The sequence below is a fragment of the Pseudomonas sp. NFACC10-1 genome (assembly GCF_900119195.1).
In the GTDB taxonomy this organism is placed as follows: Bacteria; Pseudomonadota; Gammaproteobacteria; order Pseudomonadales; family Pseudomonadaceae; genus Aquipseudomonas; species Aquipseudomonas cerasi.
The window spans coordinates 95,555-111,349 of the sequence record NZ_FPJB01000010.1; the positions used below are offsets into that span (position 1 = coordinate 95,555).

Genomic DNA, 15,795 nt, shown 5'->3' on the forward strand with positions numbered 1-15,795 from the left:
CCTCCGGTCAGGTACGGCGGGTCAGCCAGTCGAGGCTGTTGATCCAGAAGCGGCGATAGCCTTCCCAGTCGAGAAAAGCTTCCGGCAGCCAGTGTTCGGAAAGGTCGCTGGTCCAGGCCAGAGAGCGTCCGGCACCGACTTCGCGCGCGGCAAGCAGCGGGTGCCGAGAGCCTTCGACGGTGGCCAGCAATTGAGCTTCGGGATGCAACTCAACTTCGTTGTAGCCAAGCAGGTACGGCCATTCGCCGCCCAGGCCTTGCAGTATCGGGTGATCGCTGTCGATCTGCGGCAGAAAGCCTTCCGGCACTTCGACACGATCGTCGTAAGGCAGGCAGCGCACAGGCAAGACGTCCTCGACAGGCGTTCCGCGGTAGCGCGCGCCGCCGTTGATGCCTTGAAAGCTGAAGTAGCCGCCGACCATCATCAATGCACCGCCCTGCAAGACGTATTCGCGAAGGGCTTTGAGGCGGTTGGGCGTACGCTTGCCACGCAGCCAGGTGTCCGGGTGCAGCAGCAGGGTATTGGCACCGATGTCGGAGAGGATCACCGCCTGATACTGACTGAGTGCTTCAACCGTGGCCGGAAAGTCGATCTGTGCCTGATCGGCGCACATCTGCGTGATCTGATAGTCGCTGTCTGCCATCGCCGCAAGCAAACGCCGTGCGCCATTGTGCGCGGTGACGCTGTCGAACTGATCGAAGCCCTTGATGTGGGTTGACGTGCTGACCCATGATTCGCCAGCCAGCAATACGGACTGTTTCATGACGTTGCATTCCTCTGCGATGAAAAAGGAGCCTGGAAGCCGCGCTGGAAGACCCGGCGCGGGTTGTCGATCAAAAGGTTTTCGAGTTGTTCACCGGTAACGCCATGGCGGCGCAGGCGCGGGACAAAGTGTTTCAGCAGGTAGCCATAACCATGGCCGCCATAGCGAGTCAGCATGGTTTTCAGAAAAACGTCCTGAGACAACAGCACCTGCGAGCCGAAGCCGTGCTCGATCAGGGCGACGATGGCCCGCGCGTTTTCTTCATCGCTGGGCGACTGCGCGTGCTCGTCGGCGAAGTAGTAACCCATGCCGATCATGTCGTATTCCAGAAACGCGCCGCGTGCCGCCAGCGCATGCTGATACGCAGGGTCGCTGTGGCTCGGGTTCATGTGGCACAGCACCGTATGGCGCAGGTCGGCGCCTTCAGCCTCAACGATGTCCAGTACCCGGTGGCCGAGGCGCTCCCAGCCAGGCAGGTGCACCGAGAGCGGCACGCCGGTCGCAGCACTTGCACGGGCTGCGGCGCGCAGTGATTTTTCTTCGTCAGCCGTGAACGCGGCAGAAACACCAATCTCGCCGATCAGGCCGGCAATCACCTCGGGCTTCTCTTCACCGCCGCCCACGTCATGAATGATCTGCTCCGCCAGTTGTTCAACCGAGCGTTCGTGCACGTAATGCGGGTGCGAGGGTTCCAGATAGAAACCGGCACCCATGATGATATTCAAGCCGGTCAGACGGGAAATCCGCTGCAAGGCCTGCGGGTCGCGACCGATGCCCAGATTGGTCGGATCGACCACCGTTTCCCCGCCCAGCGCCCGGTACTTCAGCAGTTCTTCGCACGCGAGGTCGACATCGAACAACTGACAATTGTCGCGGCTGACCAGCGGGTTCATGTGCAGCTCGCCGAGCAGTTCGATGCTCACCGGGCGCTCGGCCAGGTGCCGTTCGCCGCAGCAACTGGGTGCGACCCATTTGCCCGATGCGTCGAGCAGAATGTGTTCGTGCATCAAAGTGACGCCAAGGCGCTCGACTGGCATTGGCCCCAGCACCGTCATGGCATGGCCGCTGTCGACGCCGAGTGGAAGGGGGGAAGGATGACGAAACAGGCTCATGCTCCAGCCCTCCCGAGTGGGCGGCCGGTACGTAGAATGCGTGTGTTCAGCCAGATCGCCAGCAGTACGATCAGGCCCGTGGCGATTTGCGTGTAGAACGGTGAGACGTGGGCCAGAATCAGCCCGTTCTTGATCGCTGCCATGGTCAGTACCCCCAACAGTGTGCCGACAATCGTGCCGAAGCCACCGAACAGGCTGGTGCTGCCGAGGACCACGGCGGCAATCACTTCCAGTTCGAAACCTTCGCCCTGATTCGAGGAGCCACTGCCCAACCTGGCCGTGACGATCATGCCGGCCAGGGCGGCCGCCATGCCACTGAGCATGTAGACCCGCAGCAGCACCCCGCGATGATTCACCCCGGCACGGCGCACGCTTTCAGCGTTGGCACCGATACCCGTGAGGTAGCGGCCAAAGCGCATTTTGCCGAGCACCAACACCCCGCCCAGTGTGACCAGCAAGGCCAGCCAGGCGGTCAGCGGCACGCCGAGAAACCAGCCGCGACCCAAGGCCAGAAACGCTGCTTCCTCGCGTGGAACGGGGATCGAATAGCCTTGCGTCAGCAGCATCGCCAGGCCACGAATAATGGTCAGGGTGGCCAGGGTGACGATAAAGGCCGGGATGCCCGCGTAGGCGATGAAGTAGCCGTTCAGCGCCCCGATCATCGCGCCGACGGCAAGCCCGCCGAGCAGAACCAGCGGCCAGGGCAAATGCCAGGCATTGAGTGCCATGGCTGCCAGCGCACCGACCAGCGCCAGGGTCGAGCCAACGGACAGGTCGATGCCGCCGGTGGTGACCACCAGCGTCATCGCCACCGCGACAATCAGTAACGGCGCGTTTTGCCGGATAACGTTGAGCAGGTTGGCACCGCTTAAAAAGTTATCGGTCACCAGCGCGAACAGCACAAAGCACAGGGCGAAAAACAGGCCGATGCTGACCACGCCGGGAAAGTCGTGCAGCAGGCGCTTGAACAGCGACTGCGGCAGAATGCGTTGGCGCGTGAGATCGAGCGTTTTCATGGCGTCATATCCTTTCAGGCGCTAGCGGAGCGGGCAGTGAATTTGTGCCCGACGATGAGTTCGACGACCTCGTTGAGGTCGGTGTCGGCGATCCTTCGCTCGGCCAGATTGGCGCCGTCATACATCACCATGAGGCGGTCACAGACCAGAAACAGGTCCTGCAACCTGTGGGTGATCAGAATCACGCTGACGCCTTGGCGGCTGATGGTACGAATCAACTCCAGCACCGCTTCGACTTCGGCTACCGCGAGGGCAGCGGTGGGCTCGTCCATGATCAGAACCTTAGGCCCGAAGGCGGCCGCGCGGGCAATCGCAACGGCCTGGCGCTGGCCACCGGAAAGGTGTCGTACCTGCGCGCGGGTATCCGGAATGGTGATGCCCAATGCTTCAAGAATCTGCCGTGCTTCGCGGTGCATGCGCGTCTCATCGAGCAACGGCACGCCGAGCACGCGGCGCATCGGTTCGCGGCCCATGAAGAGGTTTCCGGCCACATCGACGGTGTCACACAGCGACAGGTCCTGATACACCATCTGGATATGGCAGCGCTGTGCATCTGCCGGACCGCTGAAACTGACTTCCTCGCCATCGATGGCGATTCGTCCGCTGGTGGGTAACTCCGCACCTGACAGAATCTTGGTCAGCGTGGATTTGCCTGCGCCGTTGTCGCCCACCAGCCCCAGCACTTCACCGGGCTGCAACAGCAGATCGACACCGCGTAACGAGGCTATCGAGCCATAGTGTTTAGTGATGGCACTCATCTGTACCCGAGGCACTTCGCCAGGCGTCTGCATGCTGAGCCCCTTATTTGAGTTCGGCGCGATAGGCTGCCAGGTTGGCTTTGGTCACCAGCGTGACGGGAATACTCTGTTCGCGAGCCACGGTTTTTCCGGACAACAGTGCCAGTGCCGACTCCACCGCCGTCTTGCCCATGGCCTGCGTGTTCTGTTGCACCACCACCGCGACAGAGCCGTCATCCAGACCCTGCACTGCCTGAGAGGACAGGTCCCACCCGAAAATCCTGACCCGCTCGCCCGCACCTTGCGACATGCTCGCGGCAACCGAGCCAATCAGGGCGGGTTCGCCAGTGGCATAAATGATCTGCAGATCAGGGTTGGCGGTCAGCAGGTTTTCCGCCGCCGCCTGGGCGGTGTCCTGCACATTGTTACCGTCGACGGTATTGACGATCTTCGCCTGGCTGGCGGTCTTTGCCAGGCCCTCGCGGAAACCGTCCAGACGCAGATTCTGTACATAAGAGCCGAGGGCTCCGACCACGCCGATGCTGGCTTTGCCCGCCAGTTCGCGGTTGATGTATTCGCCGGTGTACTGGCCGATCTGTCGGGCTGCCTCGCGGTTATCCACGCCGACCTGTACGGCATTGTCGCCATTAATCACAGCGTCGATTGCCACCACCGGGATTCCCGCCTGCGCAGCTGCGGTGACCGCAGGTTTGATACCGTTGACGTCGATGGCGCAGACCAGAATGGCGTCGACCTTGTCCTGAATATAGGCCTCGATGGCGTCGTTCTGGGCTGCCGGATTGTCGTTGGCGTTGAACACCACCAGCTCTGCTCCGGCAGCTTTCGCCGCAGCCTGTGCGCCCTGGGTAATCTGGGTGAAATACAGCGCCTGCTGGTTGACCTGTACCAGAGCCAGACGTTTGCCGGTCTGGGCCTGAATAATGGGTGACAACGCCAAGGCCAGAACAGCGCCGAGGGTCAGGGTGAAACGCTTGCTAAAACGCAGCATTGCCATCCTCCTAGTCTGTTTGCCGGTGTGGCAAATCAGATCGGTAAACCGGTTTACCAACCGTTTCAAAAAAAAGACAAATGAGCTTTGTCTTCAGGTTTGAGAACTGGAGAAAGCAGATTGTGTGCCATTTTTTTCACGATCCCGGCCAGTCACCGTACGTCCTTGATGCGCCACAGTTTTCCGCAATCATCGGCTTTTCAGGATGCCGATGGCAGTGCACCGATTTAAGGCCGGGTGTTACTGGTTGCCCCGCAATCAGTCACTGCGCGTTGCTACCGTGCCCCGGCAGACCAACTCTACGGGTACGCGCACGACGTCCTGTGTACAGTCGCCGCCCGCCATGCGCTGCAGCAATTGCGCCACGCCGAGACGGCCAAGCTCCCTGGAGGACTGGCGGATGGTACACAGCGGTGGGGTCAGCAGACTGGCGTACACGGCGTCATCGAAACCCACCAGCGACATGGCACCGGGCACGCTGATATTGCGCTCACGCAGGACATCGAGCACGCCCAGAGCGATGAAGTCACTGGCGGCGAAAATCGCCTCCGGAGGGTGGGGCAGGGTGAGCAACTGAGCGGTTGCGATACGCCCGAACTCACGGCTGTAATCCCCAAAGCACAGGTATTCCGGCACCTCTGCGATGCCCGCCAGCGCCAGCGCTTCCCGGTAGCCGGCATAGCGCTCGCGGGCACTCATCAAGGCCGACGGCCCGGACACATGAGCGATGCGTCGATGGCCATGGCGGATCAGATAGTCAGTCGCCAGGCGACCACCCTGATGGTTGTCGGCGAACACTTTGGGCTGCGAGGTGCCGGGAACGTCTTCGTCGAGCAGAATGATATTGCGGTAGCTCGCCAACTGACTGGCCAGCGTGCCGTCGTCCGGACGGTTGCTGACCAGTAGCAAGCCATCGACGTTACGTGAATCCAGCCAGCGCACAAAGGTGCTTTCACGTTCAAGCAGGTTGCGGGTGACACACAGCACCAGGTTATACCCGTTGGCGGACGCCTCTTCCTCGGCCGCGTCTGCCAGCTCGGCAAAAAACGGGTTGGCGATGTCCGGCAGCACCAGACCGATGGTCTCACTGCCGCCTTTGCTCAGGCGTCGGGCCAGACTGTTGCCCCGGTAGTCCAGCGCCTTGATCGCTGTGTCGATACGTTTCGCGGTTTCCGGCGGCAGGCTGATACTTCGATTCAGGTAGCGCGACACCGCAGCCTTGGAAAGGCCGGCATGGTTGGCGACATCCTGAAGTGTTACGGGTCTGGTCATGGCGGTCGGATTTTATACCTGAAAAACGAAGCATTGACGTGAGGTGCCGGTATCTTCTCATGCGTGCCCGAACAGCCCGACGATTTTCTCTGCGGGTGACGTCGAAAAAATCCATGTGGGGCGTTGGTCGGCCAGATCTCGTTAACCTTTTGCACGTTGGCGACACGCTCTGCTCGGGCAAATGTGTGCGGTCTGGAGCTTTTAGTGCGTCACTGAATATGGCGCATTATGTATATGTTGTCGCATGACTTATGTCTGATCACTTCACACACTACGGTCACGCAAGTAGCTTAGGTATTCATTGCATTGGCTTTAAGACATTCGCCACGAATGTCGATCACTTACAGTGATGGTTCTCCATTGAAGAAGCCCGCTTGTTTGCTTAATGGAACCGCACAGCACACTGCGACACTCATTTACTCAATTTTCCAGTAACTGCGGGCGATGAGTGTTTGCGATGAATGCCGTTCAGCCAATTATAAGTTCTGCTTATTTTCAATATTTTCTCGGTGATAGCAACTGGCTGCTTTCTGGGGGCTGTTCATTATCAGTAGGCGTTATCCATGAGTGGATCAACCCGAAAAATGGCTATTTGCCTTGTGAGTATCGGTGATGGCATTCAAGTCTGATAACGGTCCTGATGCCTGTCATTCCAGGGACGAATGTTCATCGCGTGTCCCAAGACGAACGTTCAGGAGGGCTTAATGATAAATCCCGTAAAACACAATTTCAGTCACCTTGGGTTTTCAAACGCTCAAAGTACCTCGGCACTGGGGCCTGTCAGTAATAAAGTGCCCAACTTTGTTTCGCGAGGGCGAGGCAAGGGAGTTCCAGTGGAGCAATTCAATACTGTAGAAGAGTGTCGTTTGGCGGGGCGGCAGGACAGCGTACTGGATTCGATAGACGGCAAAGAGTTCATGCGACTGCTGCAGAAGTACACGGCCTCTGAAACAACCGAAGAAGAATTTGCCGACCTGAGGGCCGCCATACCGCGCTACTCCATTGAGTTGGCCGAGTCGGATCACCCTAAAGTGCTTTATCGGGGGATATCTCTGGATGATGAGACTGCGTCGCTGTTACTGAATACCTCCAAGGGTTACCGCAGTCGTGAAATAGCCCATGGTCTTATTCACGGCCTGCGCGTGGTTAAAGGCGTTTACACCGCGACCGGGGTGGCCAGTGCCTCGACAGTGTCAGCCGTTTCGCAAGGCTTTGCGCTGGTGAACGCGAACAGGAAAAAAGAAACACCGGTTCTTTTTGTACTGAAAGCGATGCCTGCCGTTCCCGCGCTCAACCACAGTGGTGCGAAGGGGGTGACACTCAGTGAGAGCCGGTTGCCGTTATCGGTGGCCTGCAAGAGTGAACATGAAGTCATTCTGGATATCACCAACCGGTACGAAATTACGCAGGCTCGCCGGAGCGGTGAGTTCATTGTCGTCGACATGACGGTTTTAGGACGGTCCAAGAGGGGAGGTGAATTCTCTCTCGTCGAGACTGACAAATGGAAACAACTCTCTGGCGCCAAGGGCTCTAATCCAGGTGGATTGTTTCAAGCGCCCAATGGCGTTAAGTGGTATGTGAAAACCAACCCGTCTGCCAATAGGCTTCGAAACGAGGTGCTTGCCTCCAGGCTGTACCGTGCCGCAGGAATCGATGTTCCTGACATAGAGCTGGCGTCCCGCAAAGGCAAGCCCGCACTGATTTCAAAACTGATAGTAGGGAACCCCAAAGACCTCGATACGCTGGCAAAAAATAGCCAGTTGAAGTGCGGCTTTGCTGTGGATGCCTGGCTGGCGAACTGGGATGTCATCGGTCTGACGGGGGACAATGTCATCTTCAATCACCGTAACAAACCTGTGCGCATCGACCTTGGCGGCGCGCTGGTCTTCCGCGCCCAAGGGGAGCACAAGGGTAATCAGTTTGGTACCACGCCCATGGAACTGGTCACGATGCTGTCTCGTGAAGACAATTCGTCCAGTCGTGTCTTTCGGAACATCGAGCGTAATGACATCCGCGAGGGTATTGCAGCGATAGAAAAAATACCGGATGCGCGTATTGCCGCACTTTGCGCAGAGCACGGTCCTGGCAATCACAGCGAACGCATTGAGCTCGGTAAAAGACTGATCAGTCGGAAGAAGTGGCTGGTCGATATGAAGCAGACGCTTCCTTATATTCATCGCCAAAAGAACGAGCGCGGCAATGTTGTCACTGTTAAAAATCCCACGTCTCCCAGCGCTTTGGATACGTGGCGTGATCGATACGCCACAGCCGTTTTTGTACCCCACAGCGCTGTCCGTGGCAGCATGAACAACCTGCCGTTCAGATCATTTACGCCCCCCAACACAATGGATGGCTGGCGCCGATTTACAACCCGGGCGGTCAACTTCACAGAGCCGGAATTTAAGCGTTCCCAGCACCTTGCTCCCGCCAGTGGAGCGATCATTTTTGAGCCCGACGGCAGGGTGTGGATCACCGAGCCGACCAATCACCCGTTCGGCGCAACGCACGCTTTTCCCAAGGGAAAGCAGGAAGCCGGTTTGAACTTGAGGACCAATGCACTCAAGGAAGTCTACGAAGAGACGGGGCTTCTGGTGAAGTTCCACGGCTTCATCGGTGACTACGACCGAACAACATCCCGAACTCGTTATTACCTTGCCAAACGGATCGATGGAACACCGTCCGATATGGGCTTTGAATCTCAAAGCGTCAAGCTGGCAAACATTACCGAGGCCAAAAGACTGCTACCCAACGCCGTGGATATTGCCATCTTGCGAGACGCAGAGCGGGCTTATCTAAAGGGCCCCTTTTAATGAATCTCCCTCTGCTTGAGCGCTGACAGACGATAAAGAGGATTTCTGAAGCCCTGCACAAAAACCCGTTCACCCAAACGCGTTACCTCCACAAAAAGGAGTAATGAAATGAGTATGAATACCTCTGTAAGCAACAACAGCCCGGGGTGGTCCCCTGTTTCATCGGGCAACCAGGCTCCGAGTCCGGACTATTCAGGTAAATCGTCGAGCAATGCCGTGCACTTTCTTCCTCCGGAAAGTACCTGGCGCGCGCCGAACACGGTGAGTTGGGGGAATGGCGCGCCGACAACCGCCCCCACCGGGAATGGACGAGCAGGAGGGGGCGATCAAAGTGACTTGATCGAGGCGTTGACGACGCTGATTCAGGCGCTGCTGAAACGCTTGCTCGGTGATTCTTCCGCAAGTAACTCTTCTGCAAATAACCCTTCCGAGAACCCGTCCCCCGCTTCGTCCGGGCCAGGTCGAGCTTCTGCTTCTCCCGGCGGCGCTGCCAGTTCGACGCCAGACTCAGGACTGTCTGAGCAGTCAAATCAAACCCAACCGTTCAATAACACTGGCTTGGGTTCTCATGGCGGCGCGAATACGGTTCCTGACCGAATTGCGTCTCCTGAGGCAGCGCAAAAAATGGTCGAAGACGTGAAAAATGCCGGAGGGGAAACACTTCGTATCCAGATGACCCATGACCAGATCAATGACCCGGCGCAAATGGCCAAGCTCAAGGCGATGGTCGATGCCGGCGACAAACAAGGGGTCAGGATTCAGTTTACGTTTCGTGACAACGCCAATGGCGGTGGTGGCAACGTCTTGTCCGGCGACAAGCTCCGACAAGCCGCCGACGATGTCAAAAACGTAGTATCTGCCCTTGGAAACCATCCGAGTTTTGTACTCGATACGTTCAATGAGGGCGGCAAGAGTGCCACTCAAGGTTGGGCCGATATGCAGAGCACGCTGATCAAGTCAGCCCGCGACGCAGGTTACAAAGGCGACATCGTGGTGGAGGACAGCAATTGGGGTGGTGGTCTGACAGCCGGCGGGGAAAGCGGACTGGTCAAATACGCTGATCAGTTGAAAGCCGCCAACGGCAGCAACAACCCTGGCCTGATCGGCAGCATCCATGAGTACGCCAGCGGTGCCGATGCCTCCTCGCGTCTGTCATCGGAGATCAAGGCGCTTACGAGCGCGGGCTTCAAGCCGCAAATCGGTGAAGTCGGTAACGCCAACTGGACCGGAGGCGGTAACTTCGAACAGCGCGACGGCGCCAACCAAGCCGTGAAAGACAACATGGGCGCCCTGAAAGCGGCCGGTGCCGATGTGCTGCCATGGATGGACCAGTTCGAGAACGGCAAGATCAAACACGATGTCGGTTTCTCGAAAGGCGATCAGTTTTCCTGATCCTGTTTCATGGAACCTGATGTGCCTGTTGACCACTCAGCGGGCAGCTATCTGCGAGGTCGTCAACGACCAGTGCAGAGCGGCGAGTTGGAGAGGTTGCGCAGAGGCTGCGCTATCTGCGCAACCCCCTTTTTTCATGACCGATAAGTAGCAGGTATAAAAGCTATGCCTATCAACAGACCCGCCTTCAATTTAAAACTCAATACGGCAATTGCCCAGCCGACTGTGAAGAAGGATGCAGGTGCAGAATTGCGCCATTTGAATCAGAGCGAAGTGCGTGCCAACACACAGACACGTTTTGCCGTTAATCACCGTGCCCCCACTTATGACGTCGCGCAAAGCGCGCTGGGCGAAAATCACGGTGGCTGGACTGCCGCCAATCATTTCAAGATGACGGGGTCTGAAGTGTTCATCCATATGGATCGCCTGGAGCCGAACTGCAAGGGGGAGTTTGCCGGAGACAAGATCCACCTCAGCGTGGCGCCTGAGGATGTACCGAACGCATTCAATGCGATAGGCAAAATACTGCAGGCGAGCGACAGCCCGGTGGACTCGTGGAAAGTGACTGACATGAAGTGCCTGCAGGCAGAGATGCCGGCGGCAAAGCAGCGTGTGGCGCTGGGCGCTCAGTTCACAATCTACGCCAAGCCTGACCGTGCAGATAACACCTACAGCCCAGAGTACATGGGCAAAATGAGGGGGATGATCAGCAGTATCGAACAGGAGTTGAGCGCCGCCGGTGTGAGGCAGAGCAGCCATCGCCCGGACTCCGATGTCTCCCCTGGGCACTGGAGCTATGCGTCTTACCGCAATGAGCATAAAAGCAACCGATCAGGGACTTCCAATCAGCACAGGAACCTGGAGGCAGAGCCTTTTTTCCAGTTGGTCTCATTCTCTGACGGGGCTTCAGGGTCATCCAGGTCCAGCGCTGGCCATCAGGCTTTGCTGACACCATCGTGGGCCCGATAAGGCTGTTTTTCTGAGCGCTGCCGTGCGCCCGGGGTTTCTACAGTGAAATGTGAGTGTCGAAAGAAACGCTGGTTGCACGGCGACAGCTTCGGGTTCACCGGTGCAGGATCACCTGATGAATCTCCTGCAACGGGATGATCCGCTGCGCCGCGTTCAGTTTGATCGCTTCCTTGGGCATGCCGAATACCACGCAGCTGGCTTCGTCCTGAGCCACTGTCGCGCTGCCGGCGTCGAGCATTTCCTTGAGCCCGCGTGCGCCGTCGTCGCCCATGCCAGTCATGATGATGCCGGTGGCGTTCTTGCCGGCGAATTTGGCCACCGAACGGAACAGCACGTCCACCGAAGGACGATGGCGGTTGACCAGCGGGCCGTCGATGACCTGGACGTGGTAGTAGGCGCCGCTGCGCGTGACCATCATGTGTTTGCCGCCGGGGGCGATCAACGCGAGGCCGGGCAGGATGCGGTCGTTGTTTCTGGCCTCGCGCACCTCGATCTGACTCAGGCTGTTCAGGCGTTCGGCGAACGATGCGGTGAATTTTTCCGGCATGTGCTGGACGATGACCATGCCGGGACAGACGCGGGGCAGGGCCGTCAGAACCGCTTCAAGTGCCTGTGTACCGCCTGTCGAGGTGCCGATGGCGACGATGCGTTCAGTGGTCTGTGCCATGGCATGGCCGCTGGCAGCCGGCAAAATGGCATCGGCGGTCAGTTTGCTGGCCGGGGTCAGCACTGGGGCGGCGGTGCGCTTGCCGAGGTTCCTGACGTTGGAGTTGGCTGCTGCGCGTACTGCTGCAACCAGCTCGGCAGCCGAATCGATGAGGAAGTTCTTCAATCCGGTGGTGGGTTTGGTGATGATTTCCACCGCCCCGGCAGACAGCGCCTGCAATGAGGTTTCCGCGCCTTTCTGGGTCAGCGACGAGCAGATCACCACCGGTGTTGGCCGCTCGCTCATGATCTTCTTGAGAAAGGTGATGCCGTCCATGCGCGGCATTTCCACGTCCAGCACAATGACGTCCGGCCATTCCTGAGCGAGCTTGCTCATGGCGAATATCGGGTCTGACGCCGCACCCATCACGTGAATATCGGGGGTGTCGTTGAGAATGGCCACCAGCACCTGGCGTACCACGGCCGAATCATCGACCAGCAGTACGCTGATTTTTTTGTTTGGCATCTTTTTCCATTGCTTCCATTGGTTGGTGCCTGACCCATACGTTTCCGTCCCACAGGTCGAAGATGATGCTGCGATGGCCGGTGCTGCCCAGATCCTGAGCCATCAGCTTCAAGCGGTGCTGTTCGGCCAGCGCAAGCGCCGCATGAACGTTGCTGTCAGCGACGTTCTGCATGTGCGGGTCATGGCGATGAGCTGGAAACATTTCGCCGCCGCCAAACAGTTTGACCTGATATTCCTCCGGCAGGGTGCCATTGGCCAGCGCATGGCGAATGAGTATTTCCATCGCTTCGTCAGCGTACCTGCCGTCCAGTGGCTGATGCCTGCGTATGCGCCCGGGCAACATGAAGTGGCACATGCCGCCAATACGCCGCCACGGGTGCCAGAAGGTAATCGCCACGCATGAACCCAGCAACGTGCGCAGGCGAGTCGGCCGGGTCTGAAAGACCACTTCGCCAGGCCCCAGCACTATTTCGGCTACACCGACAGGCGTGTTCATGGTTTGCGGTAAATCGAAGGGGAGACCATTTTCAACATGTCATTTACACCGTTCAGGCTTTCTGAGTGGCTGATGATGAAATAGCCTCCTGGCTTGAGACGCGGGATCAACCGCGCCACCACTTTGCTTTTGGTTTCCTGATCGAAATAAATCATCACGTTGCGCAGGAAGATTACGTCGAACTCGCCCAGATCCGGCAGGGTGTCATTGAGATTGACCTGCACGAAACTGACCCGGCTGCGCAACGACTTGTCGATCAGGAAGGTCCCTTCCTGGCGACCTATGCCTTTCAGACAGTATTTGAACAGCAAAGGTTGCGGTAACGTCTCGGTGCGTTCCATGGGGTAGTGACCGCTGCGCGCCTTGCTCAGCACGCGGGTACTGATGTCCGAACCGACCACTTCCCAAGAGGTTGTGCCCAGTTGTTCGGCCAGGGTCATGGCCAGGCTGTAGGGCTCTTCGCCAGACGAACTGGCAGCGCTCCAGATACGGAACATTTTGCCGTGCGTGACCTTGGGCAGCACCTGCTGACGCAGAAAATCGAAGTGCTTGGGTTCGCGGAAGAAATACGTTTCGTTGGTGGTCAGCAGGTCTAGCGCCACTTGCAGCTCGCCGTTGCGCTGATCGTTCATGATCAGCTTGAAATACTCGCCATAGTTGTCCAGCTCGTAATGCTTGAGACGCTTGAACAGGCGGCCGGCGACCAGCGCTTTCTTGGCCAGCGTCAGTTTGATGCCCGCAGCGTTGTACAGCCAGTTCTGGAACTGGCCGAATTCGCGATCGGTGAGCGACGCTGTATCAGGCATGTGCAGACCTCACGTCGCATCGACGTCGGGCGGCAGCGACTGGCTTGCCTCGGCAAGGCTGGACATTTCATCGATGGACAACACGCGGTCGACCTCAAGAACGATCACGAACTTGCCGTCGACCTTGGCCATGCCGCTGATGAAGTCGGCGCGAATTCGCGCACCGAAGTTCGGCGGCGGCTCGATCTGCGACGCCGGAATCTCCAGCACCGCCGAGACATTGTCGACCAGCAGACCGATGTCCTGCGGCTGGCCGTCCTCGCTGTTGGCCTCGATGATGATCACGCACGAACGCCGAGTGATATCCGAGTTCTGCCGCCCGAAGCGCGCCGACAGATCGACCACCGGCACCACCGCGCCGCGCAGATTGATCACCCCGCGTACGAAGGCGGGCATCATCGGCACCACCGTCAGGCTGCCGTACTCGATGATTTCCTTGATGCCCAGAATGCCGATGGCGAACATCTCGCCACCGAGCATGAAAGTCAGGTACTGCGCCTCTTCTTCGACCGTCGCTGCGGTCTGCCGAGTCGTGACCAATGAGCCCATGTCGTTCTCCCCTGGAGTCTCTATCGAAGCCGGCAATCAGAAACGGGTAAATTCCGATTCGTCCGGGGCGCCCGACATGCTTTGCGCAAATGCCTTGCGCGGAGCCTGCTGTGGAGGGCGCGGAGGCTGACGGTTCGGGCTGTTGCGGCTGTCGAACGTAGCGTTCTGCGCGACGGCCCGTGGCGATGCGTCGAGGGTGAAGAAACTCATGGCCTGTTGCAGTTGTTCGGCCTGGCTGCTCATTTCTTCAGCTGTGGCCGCCAGTTCTTCGCTGCTCGATGCGTTTTGCTGGGTGACCTGGTTGAGCTGGGTCATGGCAGTGTTGATCTGCGCCACACCGGCTGCCTGCTCTTCCGACGCGGCACTGATTTCCTGCACAAGGTCGGAGGTCTTGTTGATCGAGGGCACCATCTCGTCCAGCAACTTGCCGGCCTTCTCGGCCATGTCCACGCTGCTCGACGACAACTCGCCGATTTCCTGCGCGGCCACCTGGCTGCGTTCGGCCAGCTTGCGCACCTCGGCGGCCACAACCGCAAACCCCTTGCCATGTTCGCCGGCACGCGCGGCTTCGATGGCAGCGTTGAGGGCGAGCAGGTTGGTCTGGTAAGCGATGTCGTCGATGATGCTGATGCGCTGGGCGATTTTCTTCATCGCCACAACGGTCTGCTGCACCGATTCGCCGCCATCGGTGGCCTCCTTGGCGGCCTTGCTGGCCATGCCATCGGTGACTTTGGCGTTCTCGGTGTTCTGGTTGATGCTGGCGCTCATCTGCTCGACCGACGCGCTGGTCTCTTCGACGCTGGCGGCCTGCTCGCTGGTGGCCTGGCTCATCGACTGAGCGGTGGCGCTGACTTCTTCCGAGGCACTGGCCAGGTTGTCGGCGGCATTACGCACTTCGCCGATGATGTGCGACAGCTTGCCGACCATGTTGCGCATGGCGTTGAGCACCATGCCGGTCTCGTCCTTGGAACCGTGGCCGATGTGGGCGTTGAGGTTGCCCTCTGCCAGCTGCTCGGCGGCCGTTGCAGCCTCTTTCAGCGGGCGGGAGATGATCCGGGCGATGAACAGCGCCAGGCCTAGACCGATCAACAAGGCTGCAACCAGCACGACGACGATCGAGATGCGTGCGTTTTCGTACAGCGTGGTGCCTTTGTCACCAGCAGCAGTCGCCCCGGCGTCGTTGAGCTCGACCATTTTTTGCAACTGACTGGTCACTTCGTCGAAATGCGTTTTGGACTCGCCCTTCAACAGTTCTCGTGCCTGGGCTTCGAGGCCCTGACGGGACATGTCGAACAACTCGTTGCTGCTCTTGAGGTACGCAGCCCATGTCGAGGTAACGCCATTGAACAGTTGGCGATCTTCGTCACTGACCACCAGCTTGTCATAGGTGGCCAGGCGGGTTTCGAACTGTTTGCGAGAGTCCGCTGCTTCAAGCTCCATCTGCGCCTTTTCCTGGGCGGTGTCGGCTGCAATATGGCGGTTTTCCTTCAAGCGATAGTTGGCGGCGAAGAAGCGCATGCCCGAAGCCGCGCGCATGGACGGCATCCAGTTTTCCTTGATGTCCTGAGCGGCCTGGTTGACCTGGCCGAGCTGGATGATGGCAAAGACTCCCATGGCCGCGGTCAACGCCAGAACCACCAGAAACGAGGTAATCAGCTTGGTGGAAATCTTCAGATCGTAGAACCATTTCATT

14 protein-coding genes are annotated in these 15,795 nt (G+C 58.6%); 3 read left to right on the forward strand and 11 right to left on the reverse strand.

Going from position 1 to position 15,795, the window contains the following annotated elements; genetic code table 11:
• Window positions 1-7: 7 nt before the first annotated feature.
• The 6 genes from BT119_RS24095 to BT119_RS24120 all read right to left on the reverse strand — a co-directional run bounded on the left by BT119_RS24095 (window position 8) and on the right by BT119_RS24120 (window position 5,909).
• Window positions 8-763: a glutamine amidotransferase gene (locus tag BT119_RS24095; protein WP_046719969.1), complete on the reverse strand. Its 756-nt coding sequence runs from the start codon at window positions 761-763 to the stop codon at window positions 8-10.
• The gene (locus BT119_RS24100) at window positions 760-1,875 is read right to left on the reverse strand and encodes a phosphotriesterase family protein (RefSeq protein WP_044310429.1); all 1,116 of its coding nucleotides are present in this window, start codon (window positions 1,873-1,875) and stop codon (window positions 760-762) included. The genes BT119_RS24095 and BT119_RS24100 overlap by 4 nt, the downstream gene beginning before the upstream one ends.
• The gene (locus BT119_RS24105) at window positions 1,872-2,891 is read right to left on the reverse strand and encodes an ABC transporter permease (protein ID WP_003371220.1); all 1,020 of its coding nucleotides are present in this window, start codon (window positions 2,889-2,891) and stop codon (window positions 1,872-1,874) included. Before BT119_RS24105 ends, BT119_RS24100 begins: the two co-directional genes overlap by 4 nt.
• Before the next feature lie 14 nt (window positions 2,892-2,905).
• Entirely contained in the window at window positions 2,906-3,682 is a 777-nt protein-coding gene (locus tag BT119_RS24110) for an ATP-binding cassette domain-containing protein (protein WP_003371222.1), read from the reverse strand.
• Between the two features lie 10 nt (window positions 3,683-3,692).
• Window positions 3,693-4,637 carry a substrate-binding domain-containing protein gene (locus tag BT119_RS24115; protein ID WP_072367043.1) on the reverse strand — a complete coding sequence of 315 codons (945 nt, stop codon included), beginning with the start codon at window positions 4,635-4,637 and terminating at the stop codon, window positions 3,693-3,695.
• Window positions 4,638-4,895: 258 nt separating this feature from the next.
• Entirely contained in the window at window positions 4,896-5,909 is a 1,014-nt protein-coding gene (locus tag BT119_RS24120; RefSeq protein WP_072367044.1) for a LacI family DNA-binding transcriptional regulator, read from the reverse strand.
• A 704-nt stretch (window positions 5,910-6,613) separates the two neighbouring features.
• Here BT119_RS24120 and BT119_RS24130 point away from each other — a divergent pair.
• From BT119_RS24130 to BT119_RS24140, 3 genes are all read left to right on the forward strand, one after another.
• Window positions 6,614-8,719 (forward strand): NUDIX hydrolase, encoded by a 2,106-nt coding sequence (locus BT119_RS24130; RefSeq protein WP_175550607.1) that lies wholly within the window; start codon window positions 6,614-6,616, stop codon window positions 8,717-8,719.
• A 114-nt stretch (window positions 8,720-8,833) separates the two neighbouring features.
• Window positions 8,834-10,111: a cellulase family glycosylhydrolase gene (locus BT119_RS27320; RefSeq protein WP_371857188.1), complete on the forward strand. Its 1,278-nt coding sequence runs from the start codon at window positions 8,834-8,836 to the stop codon at window positions 10,109-10,111.
• Window positions 10,112-10,276: 165 nt separating this feature from the next.
• On the forward strand, window positions 10,277-11,080 hold the full coding sequence (locus tag BT119_RS24140) for a type III secretion system effector phosphothreonine lyase (protein ID WP_058416301.1): 804 nt from the start codon (window positions 10,277-10,279) through the stop codon (window positions 11,078-11,080).
• A gap of 94 nt (window positions 11,081-11,174) precedes the next feature.
• On the opposite strand, the gene BT119_RS24145 is transcribed toward BT119_RS24140, so the two are convergent.
• The 5 genes from BT119_RS24145 to BT119_RS24165 are packed head-to-tail and all read right to left on the reverse strand — an operon-like array spanning window position 11,175 to window position 15,794.
• Entirely contained in the window at window positions 11,175-12,251 is a 1,077-nt protein-coding gene (locus tag BT119_RS24145; RefSeq protein ID WP_003430751.1) for a protein-glutamate methylesterase/protein-glutamine glutaminase, read from the reverse strand.
• Window positions 12,214-12,747: a chemoreceptor glutamine deamidase CheD gene (gene cheD, locus BT119_RS24150; RefSeq protein WP_003371235.1), complete on the reverse strand. Its 534-nt coding sequence runs from the start codon at window positions 12,745-12,747 to the stop codon at window positions 12,214-12,216. Before cheD ends, BT119_RS24145 begins: the two co-directional genes overlap by 38 nt.
• Window positions 12,744-13,553 (reverse strand): CheR family methyltransferase, encoded by an 810-nt coding sequence (locus tag BT119_RS24155; RefSeq protein ID WP_054082220.1) that lies wholly within the window; start codon window positions 13,551-13,553, stop codon window positions 12,744-12,746. Before BT119_RS24155 ends, cheD begins: the two co-directional genes overlap by 4 nt.
• 9 nt (window positions 13,554-13,562) lie before the next feature.
• Window positions 13,563-14,102, reverse strand: coding sequence for a chemotaxis protein CheW (locus tag BT119_RS24160; RefSeq protein WP_005745466.1), 540 nt, complete (start codon window positions 14,100-14,102; stop codon window positions 13,563-13,565).
• A 36-nt stretch (window positions 14,103-14,138) separates the two neighbouring features.
• Entirely contained in the window at window positions 14,139-15,794 is a 1,656-nt protein-coding gene (locus tag BT119_RS24165) for a methyl-accepting chemotaxis protein (RefSeq protein WP_072367047.1), read from the reverse strand.
• Between the last annotated feature and the right edge of the window lies 1 nt (window position 15,795).